This is a genomic window from Streptomyces sp. NPDC104096 (genome assembly GCF_055584385.1).
In genome coordinates, this window is the sequence record NZ_JBVJMD010000016.1 from 82,767 (window position 1) to 99,192 (window position 16,426).

Here is a 16,426-nt window from a genome sequence, read left to right on the forward strand (position 1 = left end):
GCACCGGGGCAGTTCCGGGCAAGGTCCTGACCGTTCCTTCTGAGCTCGCAGCGCGGCGTCCCTCATTCCCGGTCGTCGGCGAGCCGGTCCAGTGCGGCGACGGTCAGGGCCGTGATGCCGGTGTCCAGGGTGGGCTGGACGACGGGGGCGAAGGCGGGTGAGTGGTTCACCGGGATGTCCTGGTCGACGGTGCCGTTGCGTTCGGCCTCGGCGTACCGCTCGGAGTCGATCCCGCCGATGCCCCAGTAGCACAGCGGGATCCCGAAGGCGTCGGGGATCTCGCTGAAGTCCTCGCTGGCGGTCTGCAGGTCGATGGTGCCCGCCGCGTCGCCGAATCGGGCGCGGAAGGCCCTGTCGAGCCGGGTCGCCGTCCCGGCGTCGTTGGACGTGGGCGGGAACGTGGTCAGCGTCTCGATGTCGGGTTCCCTCGCCGCCGCGGACGCCTGGCTTTCGGCACGTACGCAGCGTCGGATCGCGTCGAGGATGCGGGCACGGGTGACGTCGTTGTGGCTGCGGACGTTCAGTTCGAGGGTGGCGCTGTCGGGAATGACGTTCGGGCTGGAGCCGGCGTGGATGCTGCCGACGGTCAGCACCGCCGGATCGGTGGCCGCGACCTCGCGGGAGACGATGGTCTGGAGCCGAAGGACGCACAGCGCGGCCAGGACCACCGGGTCGATCGCGGACTGGGGCATGGAGCCGTGGGCGCCGCGCCCGTGCAAGGTGATGCGCAGGCTGTCCGCCGCGCTCAGGAAGGGTCCAGGACGCACCCCGACGTATCCGGCCGGGTAGGGCAGCACATGCTGGGCGAAGGCCACGTCGGGGCGGGGAACACGCTCGGTCAGACCGTCCTCGATCATCGCGTCGGCGCCGTCGCCGTTCTCCTCCGACGGCTGGAAGAGCGCCACCAGCGTGCCCTGCCAGGTCGGCCGGCCCTGCGCCATGAGCTGCGCGCATCCGAGCAGGCAGGAGACATGCACGTCGTGTCCGCAGGCGTGCATGACCGGCACCTCGCGGCCCGAGCGATCGGTGCCGGTGGCGGTGGAGGCGTACGGAAGACCGGTGGCCTCCCGCACCGGGAGGGCGTCCATGTCGGCGCGCAGCAGGACGGTGGGTCCGCTGCCGTTGGACAGCACGCCCACCACGCCGGTTCCCCCGATGCCGTCGGTGACGGTGAACCCCCGGTTCCGCAGCCGCTCGGCCACGCGGGCGGAAGTGCGGGTCTCGGCCAGCCCGAGTTCGGGATGGGCGTGCAGGTCCCGGTAGAAGTCCTCCACCTGGTCGCGGATCGAGTCCAGGCCGACCAGCACGCGCTCAACGGCGTTCGTCATCCGGCGGCTCCCGCTTCGTGTGCTCGTACGAGGACCGGGCCCGGTGCCTGCTCGTGCGGCCGCGGACCCGCTTCAGTGCCCGCGTGGGCTCCAGTGGCAGACCGCCAGGCAGACTCCAGTTGCGGTGGTCGGCGACCAGCCTCAGCACCATCCCGCCCAGGACGCCGACGACGATGCCGATCGTGGGGGCATCCAGCCGCGCGCAGACGATGTACACGCCGGACACGGCCGCAGCGACGGTGGCGTACAGGCCGTTGCCTCCCAGCACAGCAGGTACGCGGCTCAGCAGCAAGTCGCGCACCGCTCCCCCGCCGACGGCCGACACCGTGCCGATCAGGATCGCGGCCGGCCAGGCCAGTCCGGCGGCGAGGGTCTTCTGGGTGCCGGCGATGGCCCAGAAGCTGAGGACCGCGGCGTCGAGCCACGCGAACAGCCGGTTCCACTGGGCCTCGCCGATGGTGAACAGGAACGTCAGAAACGCGCCGGCCATCGCCGTCGGCAGACAGGCGGCGTCCGTGAGCGCCACCGGGGTACCTCGCTGGAGCAGGGTGTCGCGGATGATGCCGCCGCCCAGCCCGGACACGGCGGACCGGGAGCGCGTACAGGCGACCGCGCAGCACCGTCGTACCCCCGGAGCGGGACGGGACTTTCCGACTGCCGTATGCGTCCAGTGGCGCCCGTGAGGTTCAGGCGACGGATGGACGCCTTGGATCGGTCGGGACGATCGCGTGCTCGTCGAAGAGCCGTTCAAGGGCTTCGTGGCCGTGTTCGCGGCGGTAGGCCATCTCGGCCGCGGTGACCGGCAGAACCCAGAGGATGCGGGCGTGGCCGTCCGGCAACGGACAGTGCTCCAGGTCAGGGCCGTGCAGGTAGGGAAGGCTGATCAGCAGGTGGTCGCAGTGCGACCCGGGCAGCCACGGCTCCCCGATGGGCAGGCCGTGCTCGAGGTCGAGGTGATGATCGGCGTGGTAGTACGCGATCATGGCCAGGAGGTCGGCGAAGCGTTCGTCGCGGACGGGCGCGGTGAGGACGAATTCGAGGCCGTGACCGTCCGCCTCGGCCGTGGACCAGCAACCGGCGGTGAGGTACGCCCAGCTGTCGGCACGTGGTCCAGGACCGACGGTGAGGATCCTCAGGTCCGGAACCGCTTCCCTTCGGCCAGGTCCCAGGTCGTAGTCGTCGACCGTGATCGCGTGGCCGGTGAAGAAGCCGCGAACGTGGGCCTCGACGCATGCCATCGCCCGTCGGCTGCGCTCGCTCTCGATCATGGTGGAGAGCATCTCACGGGCCGGTCGAGGCCGGCCGAACCATCACTGGGCGGCCCCGGGCACCCGGCCCGGAGCGCGAGTCGGGCCCACGGGGAGTCAGCGACTCCGGTCCTGCTCTTCGGAGTCCGCCGGTCCGACGTAGTCCACGGTTTGCATCATGCCGAGGTCTTCATGCTGGAGCTGGTGGCAGTGGGCGAAGGCACGGCCGGTGAAGTCCTCGTACTTGACCAGGAAGGTGGCGGACTCGCCGGGCCTGCCGCCGGTCAGACCGATGGTGTCGTGCCAGACCGGCGGGTCGAGTCGCTTGCCGTTCTTGTGCGTGAGCAGGACCTGGTTGGTGTGCAGGTGGAAGGGGTGACTGTGCGCCGGCACGGTCTCGTCGGTCCGTACGGTCCATCGTTCGACGGTGCCGAGGCGCAGGGTGTGGTTGGTGTAGTGGGGGTCGAAGAGGCCGTAGGCCGGGTCGCGGGTGAGGTCGCCGCCGGGATCGGCCGCGGGGGTGGCGTTGGTGCCCAGCATCCGGAAGGCGTTGGGGAACGCCCCGGCGAAGACGCGCCCGTCGGCGTGGAAGACCACTTCCCGGTCCGCGTCGGGGTTGGCGATGTCCTTCTCGTCGAGGAACGGCCTGCCCGGCGGCAGCGAGGCCGGCAGCTCCATCGGTGGTTCCAAGGGCTCCCCCGCCACCACGATCGTCATCAGCGGCCCGGGCACCATGTCGGATCGCAGTTCGTACCTGCCGGGTGCGCCGCCGCGGATCAGGACGTCGGCTCGGTTGCCCATGGCCAGATCCAGCTGCTTTCGCGCACGAGGCGCGTCGAAGGTGACGCCGTCCTGGGCGATCTGGTGGATCGTCAGGTTGCCGCTCTTCCCGCTGACTTGAAGGCGCAGGGCGGTGAAGGCGGTCGCGGCGACCAGCCGCCACCGCTGGACCTCGCCGGGGCGCAGCGTGATGGTGGGGTTGACCGCGCCGTTGACGGTGAAGGTGGAGGGGAGGCCGGTCGCCCAGCGGCCCGAGGTGAAGGCGGGGACCTTGCCGTCCTTGAATTTGAGTTCGTTGATGCATACGACGATGTCGGCGGCCTTCTTGATCTCCGGGACCTCGTCCACGTCGCCTTCGACGATGATCACCCCGGCCATGCCTCCGACGATCTGCTCGGCGGTGGATCCGTGCAGGTGCGGGTGGTACCAGTAGGTGCCGGCCGGATGATCGGACGGCACCTGGATGGTCGTCTCGTACCGCGGCTCCGCGGCACCGGCGGCGGCCTCCTCCTCGGTGCGCGGCGGGAACTCGCGCAGCACGTTGTCGGCCTGCCCCGATGGGGAGACGTGCATTCCGTGGGTGTGCAGGTTGAAGCTGTTGGGGTGATGCGGCGCGTGGGAGTCGCCGCTGTGGGGCGGGTTGGGCGGCAGGCCGTTGATGTGCGTCAGCCGCAGCGTGTCGCCGCCGCGCACGCGCAGGGTCGGCCCCGGGATCGCTCCGTTGTAGGTGCGCGTGGACACCTGGCGGTAGCCCGGGACGGAGACGTCGGCGAGCCGGACGTCGAGCGTCTGCTCGACCACCCCCGAGGCTGAGCCCGGCGCCCGGCGCGAGGCCGACACGGCAGGCTGCGGAAACGACGTCGCCGCAGCCGCACGCTGCCGTGCCGCCAGGATTCCGCCGGGCACCGCTGCGATACCCGCGACGACGATGCCCTTCAGCGCCGCTCGGCGACCGATCCCACCATTTTCGCTCATATCTCCGCAATCTAATCCCAATCGATCAACCGACTCGGACGGCACACCGAGCCGTGCGGAACGCGGCGAAGCTGCTTGCGGGCCGGCGGCGGAGCGGTTCGACCGGGAATCCGGTCGGCGCCGGACTTCGATATGCCGGAGAGCGGGACGGACCGGCGCGGAGTCAGGTCGGTCCGTCAGTACACCGACCGGTTTCCGGGACGGCTCCGACGCCGTGACCGCACCAGGCGTCGCTGGATCGCCTCACCCGCCGGGAAGGCAGTTGGCGAGCCAGTCCGCTCGTTCTGCACGATCGACGCCGCCATCGCCGTCCACCACGTATGCCAACGCCTCCATGAAGGTCGAGCCCAGAGACCACAGCCAGTTCGGCCCCACGGCAACGACCTTCCCGCTTGCCGCGATGTACGACCGGAACTGGACCGACCACATACCCAGAGGGCTGTGGTTCGCTGCGTAGCGACGCGTCAGTGCGCTTGCTTCCTCAGCGGTATCAACGCAGGCGTCAACGGGGTCGACGCGCAGTGACGAGCCGGGGACGCGGGCCGGGGAGCTCTTGATCGTCAGCTCACCGAACTCGGCCCAGACCCCGAGAGCCGCGTCATTCAGCTCGAACCCCGCTCCCGTCAGTTCCTGTACCCAGCCCGCGGTGGCGATCTTGCGACCTGCTCTCCACCCAGCAGCGCCAAGCGCCTCGAACACCGACGGACCGGGCATCATCGACTCACTGATGCGATCTATGCGCTCTCCCCTTCCCCTCAACATTCCTGGTCGGTGTCGCGTCGGCCGCCCGCACAATCATCCGTCACGACTGGACCTGACATCTCGACCGCACCTGTCGCCGCCGTGGCACTCATCAAGGGGCGTCGACCCTCTGGATTTTCACGGGAGATCACAGCTGTGGCAATCGTGTCCGGCGCCGCCGGATTCCCTGCTCGTCGTGCGCCGCAAGTGTTCGTGATCACGGACGCATAATGAGTGCTGTCGTCGACCTCCGAGACGGCAGCATGCAATGGCATGGCAGACGGCAGCACCAGCAGGTTTCAGGCGGGCCGGACGGGACTCGTCGTCAGGATCCCCGAGGCGGAGCCGGTCGTTCGCGCCTGGCGTGAGCGGTTCGATCCCTCGGCTGTGGCAGGAGTACCAGCACATGTCACGGTGCTGTTCCCGTTCCTCGAGGAGAGCCGGATAGATGCGTGCGTCTGCTCGGCTCTGACTGACATGCTCGGTAGCCATAAGGCCATCGACCTGCGATTTGAGACCTGTGGACGGTTTCCTGGGGTGCTGTATCTCGCTCCTGAGCCAGACGTGCAACTGCGGCGGCTCACCGAGTCGATCGCTGACCGATGGCCTGAAGCCCCGCCCTACGGCGGCCAGTTCACCGAGGTTGTGCCCCACCTGACTGTTGCCGAGGGTCAGGACGACGCAGTTCTGGACGATATTGAGGCTGACCTGGTCGGCAGACTCTCCTTCGCGTCCCGGGTCGAGTCAGTCGCCCTGATGGTGCACGACGGTGCGAAGTGGCAGGAGCGGGCGTCGTATGCGCTCCTTGGATGAACAGAACGTGAGCTCGGCTGGCTCACCGCACGAGCAGCGGGCCGGCCCGAAGACGTCTGTCAGCCGGCCTTCGCGGCAGCTTCCAGAAATGCTGCGATCTCGCGGGCGGCCTTGGGCGAGGCGGCAGGTCATGAGGTTGATGGCGGCGAGTTGGTCGGCGGACCACGGTCGTATACCGTTCCGCCCGAAGTGATCAACGGGGAGGGGATCAGCCGTGAAGGTGGGTCGACGAAGACTGGCGGCCGCGACCGTGGCGATGGCTGTGAGCGGTGTGCTCCTGTCCGCCTGCGGGCCGGTCACGGACAGCGGAAGCGCCCGGGACGCGAGCAGCTCCGAGCAATCCGACACCGATGCCTTGGCAGTCAAGATGCTGTCCTTCGACTACGTGGGCGACTCCGGCGTGGACGAGACCATCAACCAGACCCTCGGGATCACGAACGCCTTGCCCACCTCCGTGGTCCCGGTGCTGTCGTTCGAGGCATTGGACAAGAACGGCCACGTCCTGCCCCAGGTAGTGGTGAGCACGGTCTACGGGAGTGACCGGGGGCAGCTGGTGACCCCTCATGGAACGAGCATGGACATCCTGCGATTTTCCGGTCCGGGCAAGCACGACGTGACCGATGTCCGTGTGACGGTCCAAAGCATGGCGGGCGCCTCCATTCCCGCAGGACTGCACGATGTGACAACGCAGGCACTGGACAGCGACGGACGCGAGATCACCAAGTTCGAGCGTTTCTCCGCAGTCGAGCTCACCAACGAGGACGACATCCCCGTCTCCGTGCGGATCGCCTACATCCTCTGGGACCAGCCGCCCAAAGGCGTCACCCAACAAGCCGTCGAAGTCACCCCTATCGGCGGCCTGACGCGAGTACCGGCCCACGGCACCGCAGTCGTGCGGGTGACCGGGCAAGCGGCCGCCGCGGTGGCCCGCAATTCCTACGGCCCGGCCGTGAGCATCAAGGCATACAACTCGCAGTAGTCATGCGGCGAAGCCGACGTTGGTGACGTACTCGTACTGGCCCCACTGCTAGCCGAGGTCGACGACCTGGTCCATCCACGCGTCGTCCAGTGCGCGGCCACGCCGGCCGTCCCGATCAGCGTCACGCCGCGGCCGTGGCGGACCAGTTGCGCCAGGCGTACGGGATCGGGGTCGGGCGACTGCTCGACGACGGCGCCCGCTGCGGCCGGCCACCGGGGCATCCGCTCCAGCGTCGCCGGCCGGACGGCGGAGGTGATCATGATGACGCGCCGGGCGTCCAGGGCGCCCACGGCCCTGTCGGTGCGCCGTGCGAGTTCGTCGTCGACAGGCACCACGAGGCCGAACTCGTAGCGGGCCAGGGGCATCACCCGCAGGTCCGGCTCGTCCAGCGGACGGGCATGTGCGGATCTGCCTGCCGGCACCCCGCCAGTGGCGCGGCGTGCGCGCATTGCTGGGCGAGCCCGACGAGTTCGCCGACCCCCACCCGCGCTACGTCGTGGCCCGCGACCAGGTCGACCAGGGCGCCGCGGTCCTGCTCATGCCGGTCGGCGCCGCACGGCGCCTGGGCGTGCCGCAGGAGCGGTGGGTGTTCCTGCACGGGCACGCCGACCTGCGGGAACGGGATCTGCTGGAGCGCGCCGACCTCAGCAGCGCACCCGCCTCGGTGATGGCCGCGCGGCACGCGCTGGAGGTGGCGGGCATCGGCGTGGACGAGGTGGCTACGTTCGACTTCTACAACTGCTTCCCCGTCGCCGTGTTCAACACCGCCGTCGACGGACTCGGCCCCCCGGGTCATCGGCGCGCTCTTGAGGGGCAGGACCGGTCGGCACGTCAGCAACCAGGGCCAGGTGCGCCGTTCACGCCGCGGCACGACGAGCCTGAAGCGCGGCCCGTGCGCCCGAGACATGCGTCGCCCTGATTGATGCAGACTACATCTAGATGCATAATGCGCCTATGTATAAGCAGGTTATGGACCACCGCGCCGGAGAGAGCGGCTCCGAAGACCTCATCAGCGCCATGGAACAGACGGCGCGTTACGTGAGGCAGAGCACGACCGCGGGCGGCCTTAGCATCGCGGCCTCCTCCGTCCTGGCCCGGCTGGGCCGCGAAGGCGCCCACCGGCTGACCGAACTGGCCCGTTCCGAGGGCGTGTCGCAGCCGAACATGACCCAGCTGGTCACCCGCCTGGAGCGGGACGGTCTGGTACGGCGCACCGCCGACGCCAGCGACGGCCGCGGCGTGCTGGTCGAGGCCACCGGCGAAGGACTCGAACTCTTCCGCCGACGCCGCGCCGAACGCATGAACGTCCTACAGGAACTGATCGGCGAACTCACCGCGGACGAACAGCAGGCCGTACTGGTCGCCCTGCCCGCTCTGGCCCGCGCCGTCCAGCAACGGCAGGACCCGGTCTGACGCCGCCGCCGACCTCCGCCGGCTTCAGGTCTCGTCCCGCTCACCCCGTGCCGACTCAAGTCGACTCGTGCCGACTCATGTCGACGTCCAGAAAGAGATCTCCGATGAGCGCTCCGCACCAGAAGGTCGCAAGCCCGTTCAAACAGCCGAAGGCCGTCTGGGCCGTGGCGTTCGCCTGCGTCATCTCGTTCATGGGCATCGGTCTGGTGGACCCGATCCTGCCCGCTCTGGCGAACGACCTCCACGCCACACCCAGCCAGGTCTCGCTGCTGTTCACCAGCTACCTCATCGTCACCGCGGTGGCCATGCTGATCGTCGGCTGGGTCTCCAGCAGGATCGGCGCCAAGTACACCCTCATCGCCGGGCTCGCCGTCATCGTCGTCTTCGCCGCCCTGGCGGGCATGTCGGGCTCCATCAACGGCATCGTCGGCATGCGCGCCGGCTGGGGACTGGGCAACGCCCTGTTCATCGCCACCTCCCTGGCCGTCATCGTCGCCTCGGCCAGCGGCGGCTTCGGCGGCGCGATCATCCTCTACGAGACGGCTCTCGGCCTCGGCATCGCCGTCGGGCCGCTGCTCGGCGGCGAGTTGGGCGCCATCAGCTGGCGCGGCCCCTTCTTCGGCGTCGCCGCCCTCATGGCGCTCGCGCTGATCGCCACCGTCGCCTTCGTGCCCCAGCTGCCCAAACCGGCCACGCGCACCTCCCCCCTCGCCCCGCTGGCCGCCCTGCGCCACCGCGGGCTGCTGACCATGGGGATCATGGCCCTGCTGTACAACTGGGGCTTCTTCACCATGCTCGGCTACGCCCCCTACCCCATGAAGCTCGACGCCCATCAACTCGGGCTGGTCTTCACCGGCTGGGGTCTGCTCGTCGCCGCCTTCAGCGTGTTCTTCGCCCCCCGACTCCAGGCCCGCTACGGCACCGCGCCCGTGCTCTACGCCAACCTCGTCGGCCTCGGCATCGTCATGGCGGTGATCGCCGCCGGTGTCGGCACCCCGTCCGTGGTCATCACGGCCGTCATCGTCAGCGGCATCTTCATCGGCATCAACAACACGCTCACCACCCAGGCGGTCATGCTCGTCTCCCCCGTCGAGCGCCCCGTCGCCTCCTCCGCGTACGGCTTCGTCCGCTTCATCGGCGGCGGGCTCGCACCCTACGCGGCCGGAAAGATCGCGGACGCCACCGACCTCAGCGTCCCCTTCTACGTCGGCGCCGCCACCTTCCTGCTCGCCATTCCGGTCCTGGCCGGCGGCCACAGGCTGCTCACCGCGGCCGAGCAGCGCCCCGCGGAAGCGGCCCCCCTCGGTCCCCTCCTGGTCCCGGTGGGCGCGCGGGCGGCACACGGCGCGGCCGCCGTCATCGTCGCCGTCGGCAACCACCCCGGCGCCGGCGCGGTCGTCGACGCGGCGGCCCGGCTCGCCCACGACACCAGCAGCGCCCTGGAGGTCGTGCACGTGCAGCAGACAGCCGTCGCCGAGGAGCAGGCCGTCGACACGGAGACCGACGAGCAGGCCCGCGCCGCGGTCGGCGCGCACCTGTCCCGTCTGGCCGCCCAGGGCGTCAGCGCCACGGGTCAGGTCCTGCGAGGCGTCGGCGACCACGCCGCGGCGGGCCGGGCCCTGGCCGCCCACGCGGACCGGGTCCACGCGCGCGCCGTGGCCATCGGCCACTCTCCCCGGGGCCCCCTCGCCCAGTTCGCCGACGGCAGCTTCACCACCGCCCTGGCCCACGGCACGCACAGCACCGTCGTCCTGGTCGACCCGCGGCACACGCCCCGCGAGCTCACCGCCACGACCATCGCGGAACTGCGGACCGCCGCTCGCTGACGCGTCACGCCCACCCGACCGAACGCCCGGCGATGCCCGCCCACGATCGCCTCTCGCCCCCGCGTCCCGGCACGACCGTCACTCGGACCGCGCGGCCTCCGACGGTCCGGCGGTCGCGGCCGTGGACGAGGGGGTGAGCAGGGTCCAGAAGTAGGCGAGTTGGTCGGCCATGTCGATCTCGGGGTCGTACATCCACTGTGTCTGCAACCCGTCGATCAGGGCGAAGAGGAGACCGGCCAGGCGGTCGGGGTCGAGGCCCACGGGCAGGGCCCCGGCCGCCTGCCGGTCCCGGACCAACTCGGCGACGAGGCCGCGCGCGGTCACGTAGCGGTCGCGGAAGTACTCGTGTGCCGGATGGCCGGGCTCGGCCGCCTCGGCCGCGAAGCGCGAGAAAAGCTGTGTGAGGCCCGGAACCTCGGCGTTGTGGCGGACGAGCGCGGTGAAGACCTGACCCAGGTCCGGGGGCGCGTCGGCGGTCGATCCGAAGGGTTCCTCCAGGAGGCGCCGGTCGACCTCGTCGCGGCGGCGCAGGATCTCGACGAAGAGCTGCTCCTTGGTCCCGAAGTAGTGCAGCAGTCCCGTCTGGCTCAGGCCGACCGCCTGGGCGAGTTCGCGCACCGTCGCGCGGCTGTACCCGACCCGCGCCACGATGTCGAGCGCCGCGTCGAGGATCTCCTCCCGCTTGGCGATGCCTTTCGCGTACGAACCACGTCGTGCCATGAACACGACTCTACGGCACCGGAAATCCGCTGGTGGGACCCCTTGTCGCCAAAAACCGAATGTCATACTGTTTTTGCGTCGGCAGGGTGGCCGAGGCAGTCCCCGGCACGCGCTCGCCGACGGCATCACACGCGCTCCACCGGCTCTACCGCCGTCCCGTAGGGCAGGCACCGCACAACCCGAGGAGACCCCCGTGACCGCGAACGCCCCCGCTTCCCTGACCACGGCGCAGCAGGCCGCCCTGGGCAGCGGCGCCGACTTCTGGAGCACCGAGCAGGTCGGCGACGTGCCCTCGCTGGTGCTCACCGACGGGCCGCACGGAGTGCGCCGCCAGGTGGGCGCCACCGACCACCTCGGCCTCGCGGGCAGCGAGCCCGCCACCTGCTTCCCGCCGGCGGTCGGCCTCGGGCAGAGCTGGGACACGGAGCTGACCGGCGAGGTCGGTACGGCCCTGGGCGTGGAGAGCCGCGCGCTCGGCGTCGACGTACTGCTCGGCCCCGGCGTCAACATCAAGCGGGACCCGCGCTGCGGCCGCAACTTCGAGTACTACTCCGAGGACCCGCACCTGTCCGGCACACTCGCCGCCTCCTGGGTGCGCGGCCTCCAGGAGACCGGTGTCGGCGCCTCGCTCAAGCACTTCGCCGCCAACAACACCGAGCACGACCGCATGCGCTCCAGCTCCGACATCGCCCCGCGCCCGCTGCGCGAGATCTATCTGCGCGCCTTCCAGCACGTCGTGCGGACGGCGCGGCCGTGGACGGTGATGTGCTCCTACAACCGCGTCAACGGCACCTACGCCGCCGAGAACCACTGGCTGCTCACCCGGGTGCTGCGCGAGGAGTGGGGCTTCGACGGCGTCGTGGTCAGCGACTGGGGCGCGGTCCCGAACCGCGTCAAGGCGGTGGCGGCAGGCCTCGACCTGGAGATGCCCGGCACCGGCGGGGTCACCGACGCGCAGGTCGTCGCGGCGGTCGAGGCCGGGGAGTTGGGTGCGGAGGTGGTCGCGCGGGCCGCCGCGCGCGTGGTCGCGCTGGCCGCGAAGGCCGAGGCGGGCCGCGCGGCTCAGGTCGCCGTGTTCGACGCCGACGCGCACCACCGGCTGGCCCGGCAGGTGGCCGCCCACTGCGTGGTCCTGCTCAAGAACGACCCGGTCCAGGGGCAGGCCCTCCTGCCCCTGGAGGAGGGCCGGTCCCTCGCGGTGATCGGCGAGTTCGCGCAGAACCCGCGCTACCAGGGCGGCGGCAGCTCACACGTGAACCCGACGCGCGTGGACATTCCTCTGGACGAGATCCGCGCCCTCGCCCCGGGCACCGAGGTCGGCTACGCGGCCGGTTTCACCACCGACGGCTCCGGCGACGCGGCGGCTCTGCGGGACGAGGCCGTCCGAGCAGCGGCGGCGGCCGATACCGCCGTGGTCTTCCTCGGCCTGGCGGCCCACCAGGAGTCCGAGGGCTTCGACCGCGAGCACATCGAACTGCCCGCCGAGCAGCTTCAGTTGCTGGCTGCCGTGGCCGGTGTGCAGCCGCGTACCGCCGTCGTCCTCTCGCACGGCGGCGTACTGCGACTGACCGACGTCGACGAACTGGCCCCGGCCGTGGTGGACGGCGCGCTGCTGGGCCAGGCGGGCGGCGGCGCGCTGGCCGATGTGCTGTTCGGGCGGGTCAACCCGTCCGGACGGCTGACGGAGACCGTACCGGCGCGCATCGAAGACACCCCCGCCTACCTGGACTTCCCCGGCGAGCACGGCCATGTCGCGTACGGCGAGGGCCTGTTCGTGGGCTACCGCTGGTACGACGCCCGCGAGATCGAGGTCACCTACCCGTTCGGGCACGGACTGTCGTACACCACCTTCGCCTACTCCGATCTCGAACTGACCCTCGGCGCCGAGGGCATCACCGCGTCCGTCACCGTCACCAACACCGGCGAGCGGGACGGCCGCGAGGTCGTCCAGTTCTACGTCGCCAAGCCCGGTTCGTCGGTCGCCCGTCCGCCCCAGGAACTCAAGGCCCACGCCGTGGTGGTGCTCGCACCGGGTGCGAGGGACCGGGTGAGCGTGCTGATCGAGCGCCAGGACCTGGCGTACTGGGACATCCGCGGCGACCGCTGGGTCGTCGAGGGCGGCGGCTACGAAGTGCGCGCCGCCGCCTCCAGCCGCGACCTCCGCGCCACCGCCACCGTCGAGGTGGAAGGGGACGTGCTCTTCCTCCCCCTCACCCTCGACTCCACGCTGGAGGAGGTCATGGCCGCACCCGGCGCCGCCGGGATCCTCGGGTCGCTGATGCCGATGCCGCAGGCCGGTGCCGGGGGCGACGTGCTCGGCGTCGACATGGCCAGGATGATGGCGTCCGTCCCGGTGGGCCGCCTGATCGGCTTCGCCGCGGGCGCGGTCACCCGCGAGGACCTGGAGAAACTCCTCGCCCAGCTCGACGCCGCCCGCCTCGCCGCGGCCCGGTCCTGACCCTCCGAGCGGGGCGGCGAGGTCGCCCCGCCCTCGCTCGTCGAGGTCACCGCGTCAGCCCAGTACGATCCGGGCGGCCACCGGCAGGTGGTCGCTGCCGGTGCGCGACAGGGTGCGGATGTGGCCGACGGTGGCCGAGCGGGCCATGACCTGGTCGATCCGGGCCAGCGGAAAGGCGGCGGGAAAGCTGAAGGCGAAGCCCTGCCGCGCCGTGTTCAGCCGGGAGGTCAGCGGGGCCAGCCCGCGGTCGTCGACGGTGCCGTTGAGGTCGCCGAGCAGGAAGACCGTCTTCACCGGCTCGGCGGCGATGGCCCGGCCCAGCAGGCCGGCGCTCTCGTCCCGCCACGAGGAGGCGAAGCCGCTCACCCCGACACGGACCGAGGGCAGGTGCGCGACATACACCGCGACATCGGCCCGGGGCGTGCGGACGACCACGCGCAGCCCACGGCTCCAGGACTCCGTGATCCGCCGAGGCTTGATGTCCACCTGCCGCACACCGGTCAGCGGATGCCTCGACCACAGCCCGACGGTGCCCCGCACGGCGTGGTACGGGTAGTCGGGGGCGAGGGTCCGCTCGTACACCGCCAGCGCCGTGGGCAGGAGCTCCTCCAGCGCGATCAGATCGGGCCCGGCACCGGCCAGAGCGCGGGCCGTGCCCGCCGGGTCGGCGTTCTCGTCGCTGACGTTGTGCTGCACCACCACCAGGTCGTCCCGCGAGCCCTGCCCCGTCCCGAACAGCCCGCCGAACAGATGGGTCCAGACCGCCACCGGCAGCAGCACAACCACCAGCGCGGCCGCCGAACGGCGCAGCAGCGCGACGACGAACAGCACCACGACCACCAGCCCGAGCCACGGAAGAAAGGCTTCCAGCAGACTGCCCAGACGGCCCACCCGGTTGGGCACCGCCCGGTGCAGGGCCATCAGTCCGGCCGTCAGCACCGCGAGCACGGCAGCCACCCGCCCCCGCCGCCACGCCGACCAAGTCCGCAAGTCGCCTCGCCCGCTCCCGCCCGCAGCCCACGCCCCGGACCGGACCCGCGCCCACCAAGCCCCTGCCACCCCTGGCTCCACCTGGCCTCCCCTCTGCCTGATCTTGCTGCCCTAGACGGGCCACCAGGTGAAGCCGGTTCCGCCGGCCCCCTCCCACCACACCGCAGCTACCTGGTGAGATCGGCCGGTCGGTGAAGTCGGGTCAGCTTCTGCGGGTTGGACGTCGCGTAGATGCGGGTGATGCGCCCGTTGTCGATCACGAAGCTGACCGTGGCCCCCGCGCCGCCGGATCCGATCCTGATCGCGGGGGCGCCGTTGAGCCACACCGCCGTGGTCTCGAACGCGGTCCGGTCGGTGCCGGTCAGCAGCGTCGCCACGAGTTCGGCACCGTGGACGGGGGCCGGAGCGGCGGCCGTGATCCCGCCGCCGTCGGCGATCAGGACCACGTCCGGTGCCATGATCTCCAGGAGGTCCTGGATGCGCCCGGTGTGCAGCGCCGCGACAAAACGATCCACCACCACCCTGTGCTCCGACCGGCTCACCGTGACGCGTGGCCGTCGGGCGGCGACGTGGTCCCGCGCCCGCCGGGCGACCTGCCGGACCGCGGCAGGGCTCTTGCCGACAGCCTCGGCGACCTCGTCGTAGGGAACGTCGAAGACCTCGCGGAGCACGAACACCGCGCGTTCCACCGGCTGGAGCGTCTCCAGAACGGTCAGCATCGCGATGGAGACGCTTTCCGCGAGTTCGACGTCGTCGGCCACGTCCGGGTGGGTCAGCACGGGCTCGGGCAGCCACTCGCCCACGTAGTCCTCGCGACGGCGGGAGAGGGTGCGCATGCGGTTCAGTGCCTGCCGGGTGACGGCCCGCACGAGGTACGCCCGCGGGTCGTTCACCTGTGACCGGTCGACGTCGGCCCACCGCAGCCAGGTCTCCTGCAGCACGTCCTCGGCGTCGGCCGCGGAGCCGAGCATCTCGTAGGCCACGGTGAACAGCAGACCGCGGTGGGCGACGAACGGGTCCTCGCTCATGCCGTGGCCCCTGCGCGGAACGCCGCCGGACGCCCGGCCGGCGGGATCTCGTGGGCAGCGGAGAAGCCTGCGTACTGCTCGTCGGTGTCGGTCGGCGGCGTATGCGTCATCGCCTCGGCATACCCCATCACGTCCCGCTCCGACGGCGTGAACCGCTTGATCACGCTCCCCCTGAACTCAGCGACCAGCTCGGCCTCCGGCAAGCGCACTGCCATGATCCCCTCCTCGTACACGTCCCTGTGGAACCCTCGGGCATGAAGACACCACCCGGCCCACATATGTGACACCCCCGGCCGCCTCGGCCGCCCCGCCGGTCGACGCCGACCGCGCCGCTCGGCCGACACCGCAGGGTCTCGCACTGCGTCGACGTCAAGGACCTCGATTCCTTCCTCCGGGCCGGACCTCCTGCGGAACACCGCGTTCGTCGGCGGCAGCGCGGAAATCCGGAGAGCGCGCATCGACCTCCCTCTTCGACGACGGCGACACCGGTGTCCAGCGGAGCGCCCCTTCCGAACGGACGTGACCCGTCACCGCCATGAACGGCGGGCGCGCGGCGTGCGAGGGGGTGTCTTTCTGCCGTTCGGGTGCTTCGCGCGCCCCCCTGCGGGGATCTCGCGGTGAGGGATACCGTGGAATGCACCGCGCTTCGCAGTTCAGGGGGAAATCATGACTGACATAGCCTCCCTTTCCGCTTTCGCCTCCTTTCCCGTCGAAATACAGGACGCCGCCCGCAGGTTCGACGCCCTTCGGTCGAGGGACCTGGGACGAGAGGACGTACCAGCGCTCACCCGGATGAAGGAGGGCAGCGAGGGAAGCGAGACCAGCGAAACGAGTGAGAACAGCGAGAACTCCGAGCGCAGCGAATTCAGCGAGGGAAGTGAATTCGGCGAGCGGAGCACTCCCGGCGCGAACAGCGGGTACGGCGGGTACGGCGGGTACGGCGCGAGCCTTTCTTCGGTGCCGGCGGGCGAATGGGGTCCGGTCGTACCGCCGGTCAGTCGTGACTGATGACAGATGACGAGCAGGGATGGGATGTCCGCGACGGTGCCGCATCCGGACTTTTTCTTCCGGTCGGCGCACGTCCCGATGTGACCACCGATCTCGCGCGGAACGCGTGGCAGCTCGCGC

Annotated in this window: 16 protein-coding genes and 1 pseudogene; 7 read left to right on the forward strand and 10 right to left on the reverse strand. The window is 70.7% G+C overall.

What is annotated here, in order from left to right; translation table 11 throughout:
- Positions 1–62 precede the first annotated feature (62 nt).
- The 5 genes from ACZ60B_RS18820 to ACZ60B_RS18840 all read right to left on the reverse strand — a co-directional run bounded on the left by ACZ60B_RS18820 (position 63) and on the right by ACZ60B_RS18840 (position 5,029).
- Entirely contained in the window at positions 63–1,328 is a 1,266-nt protein-coding gene (locus ACZ60B_RS18820; protein ID WP_469388285.1) for an amidohydrolase, read from the reverse strand.
- Positions 1,312–1,911, reverse strand: coding sequence for a trimeric intracellular cation channel family protein (locus tag ACZ60B_RS18825; RefSeq protein WP_469388287.1), 600 nt, complete (start codon positions 1,909–1,911; stop codon positions 1,312–1,314). Before ACZ60B_RS18825 ends, ACZ60B_RS18820 begins: the two co-directional genes overlap by 17 nt.
- A 103-nt stretch (positions 1,912–2,014) precedes the next feature.
- Complete coding sequence (locus ACZ60B_RS18830) at positions 2,015–2,596, reverse strand: suppressor of fused domain protein (protein WP_469388289.1); 582 nt, start codon at positions 2,594–2,596, stop codon at positions 2,015–2,017.
- Positions 2,597–2,692: 96 nt separating this feature from the next.
- Positions 2,693–4,330, reverse strand: a complete 1,638-nt coding sequence (locus ACZ60B_RS18835; RefSeq protein WP_469388291.1) for a multicopper oxidase family protein — start codon at positions 4,328–4,330, stop codon at positions 2,693–2,695.
- Between the two features lie 243 nt (positions 4,331–4,573).
- On the reverse strand, positions 4,574–5,029 hold the full coding sequence (locus ACZ60B_RS18840; protein ID WP_469388292.1) for an SUKH-3 domain-containing protein: 456 nt from the start codon (positions 5,027–5,029) through the stop codon (positions 4,574–4,576).
- Positions 5,030–5,344: 315 nt separating this feature from the next.
- Here ACZ60B_RS18840 and ACZ60B_RS18845 point away from each other — a divergent pair, with 315 nt between their 5' ends.
- Together ACZ60B_RS18845 and ACZ60B_RS18850 are read left to right on the forward strand one after the other, a co-directional pair.
- Positions 5,345–5,884, forward strand: coding sequence for a 2'-5' RNA ligase family protein (locus tag ACZ60B_RS18845; protein WP_469388294.1), 540 nt, complete (start codon positions 5,345–5,347; stop codon positions 5,882–5,884).
- A 214-nt stretch (positions 5,885–6,098) separates the two neighbouring features.
- Complete coding sequence (locus ACZ60B_RS18850; RefSeq protein WP_469388296.1) at positions 6,099–6,863, forward strand: hypothetical protein; 765 nt, start codon at positions 6,099–6,101, stop codon at positions 6,861–6,863.
- Here the strand turns inward: ACZ60B_RS18850 and ACZ60B_RS18855 are convergent.
- Positions 6,864–6,956: pseudogene (locus ACZ60B_RS18855) on the reverse strand (transcriptional regulator); the annotation flags it as partial. It lies immediately after the preceding gene.
- 346 nt (positions 6,957–7,302) lie between these two features.
- Between ACZ60B_RS18855 and ACZ60B_RS18860 the strand changes: the two are divergent.
- The 3 genes from ACZ60B_RS18860 (at position 7,303) to ACZ60B_RS18870 (ending at position 10,102) form a co-directional block, all read left to right on the forward strand.
- On the forward strand, positions 7,303–7,782 hold the full coding sequence (locus ACZ60B_RS18860; RefSeq protein WP_469388297.1) for a hypothetical protein: 480 nt from the start codon (positions 7,303–7,305) through the stop codon (positions 7,780–7,782).
- A 35-nt stretch (positions 7,783–7,817) separates the two neighbouring features.
- Positions 7,818–8,276 (forward strand): MarR family winged helix-turn-helix transcriptional regulator, encoded by a 459-nt coding sequence (locus tag ACZ60B_RS18865; RefSeq protein ID WP_469388298.1) that lies wholly within the window; start codon positions 7,818–7,820, stop codon positions 8,274–8,276.
- Between the two features lie 104 nt (positions 8,277–8,380).
- Positions 8,381–10,102, forward strand: a complete 1,722-nt coding sequence (locus tag ACZ60B_RS18870) for an MFS transporter (protein ID WP_469388301.1) — start codon at positions 8,381–8,383, stop codon at positions 10,100–10,102.
- A gap of 78 nt (positions 10,103–10,180) precedes the next feature.
- Here the strand turns inward: ACZ60B_RS18870 and ACZ60B_RS18875 are convergent, their stop codons facing one another.
- The gene (locus ACZ60B_RS18875; RefSeq protein ID WP_469388302.1) at positions 10,181–10,822 is read right to left on the reverse strand and encodes a TetR/AcrR family transcriptional regulator; all 642 of its coding nucleotides are present in this window, start codon (positions 10,820–10,822) and stop codon (positions 10,181–10,183) included.
- A 193-nt stretch (positions 10,823–11,015) separates the two neighbouring features.
- Here ACZ60B_RS18875 and ACZ60B_RS18880 point away from each other — a divergent pair, with 193 nt between their 5' ends.
- Positions 11,016–13,280, forward strand: coding sequence for a glycoside hydrolase family 3 C-terminal domain-containing protein (locus ACZ60B_RS18880; protein WP_469388304.1), 2,265 nt, complete (start codon positions 11,016–11,018; stop codon positions 13,278–13,280).
- Positions 13,281–13,334: 54 nt separating this feature from the next.
- Here the strand turns inward: ACZ60B_RS18880 and ACZ60B_RS18885 are convergent, their stop codons facing one another.
- From ACZ60B_RS18885 to ACZ60B_RS18895, 3 genes are all read right to left on the reverse strand, one after another.
- Positions 13,335–14,201 carry an endonuclease/exonuclease/phosphatase family protein gene (locus ACZ60B_RS18885; protein WP_469388394.1) on the reverse strand — a complete coding sequence of 289 codons (867 nt, stop codon included), beginning with the start codon at positions 14,199–14,201 and terminating at the stop codon, positions 13,335–13,337.
- 236 nt (positions 14,202–14,437) lie between these two features.
- Positions 14,438–15,298: an RNA polymerase sigma-70 factor gene (locus ACZ60B_RS18890; protein ID WP_469388306.1), complete on the reverse strand. Its 861-nt coding sequence runs from the start codon at positions 15,296–15,298 to the stop codon at positions 14,438–14,440.
- Entirely contained in the window at positions 15,295–15,513 is a 219-nt protein-coding gene (locus ACZ60B_RS18895) for a hypothetical protein (protein ID WP_469388308.1), read from the reverse strand. Before ACZ60B_RS18895 ends, ACZ60B_RS18890 begins: the two co-directional genes overlap by 4 nt.
- A gap of 451 nt (positions 15,514–15,964) precedes the next feature.
- Between ACZ60B_RS18895 and ACZ60B_RS18900 the strand changes: the two genes are divergently transcribed.
- Positions 15,965–16,306, forward strand: coding sequence for a hypothetical protein (locus ACZ60B_RS18900; RefSeq protein ID WP_469388309.1), 342 nt, complete (start codon positions 15,965–15,967; stop codon positions 16,304–16,306).
- Positions 16,307–16,426: the final 120 nt, after the last annotated feature.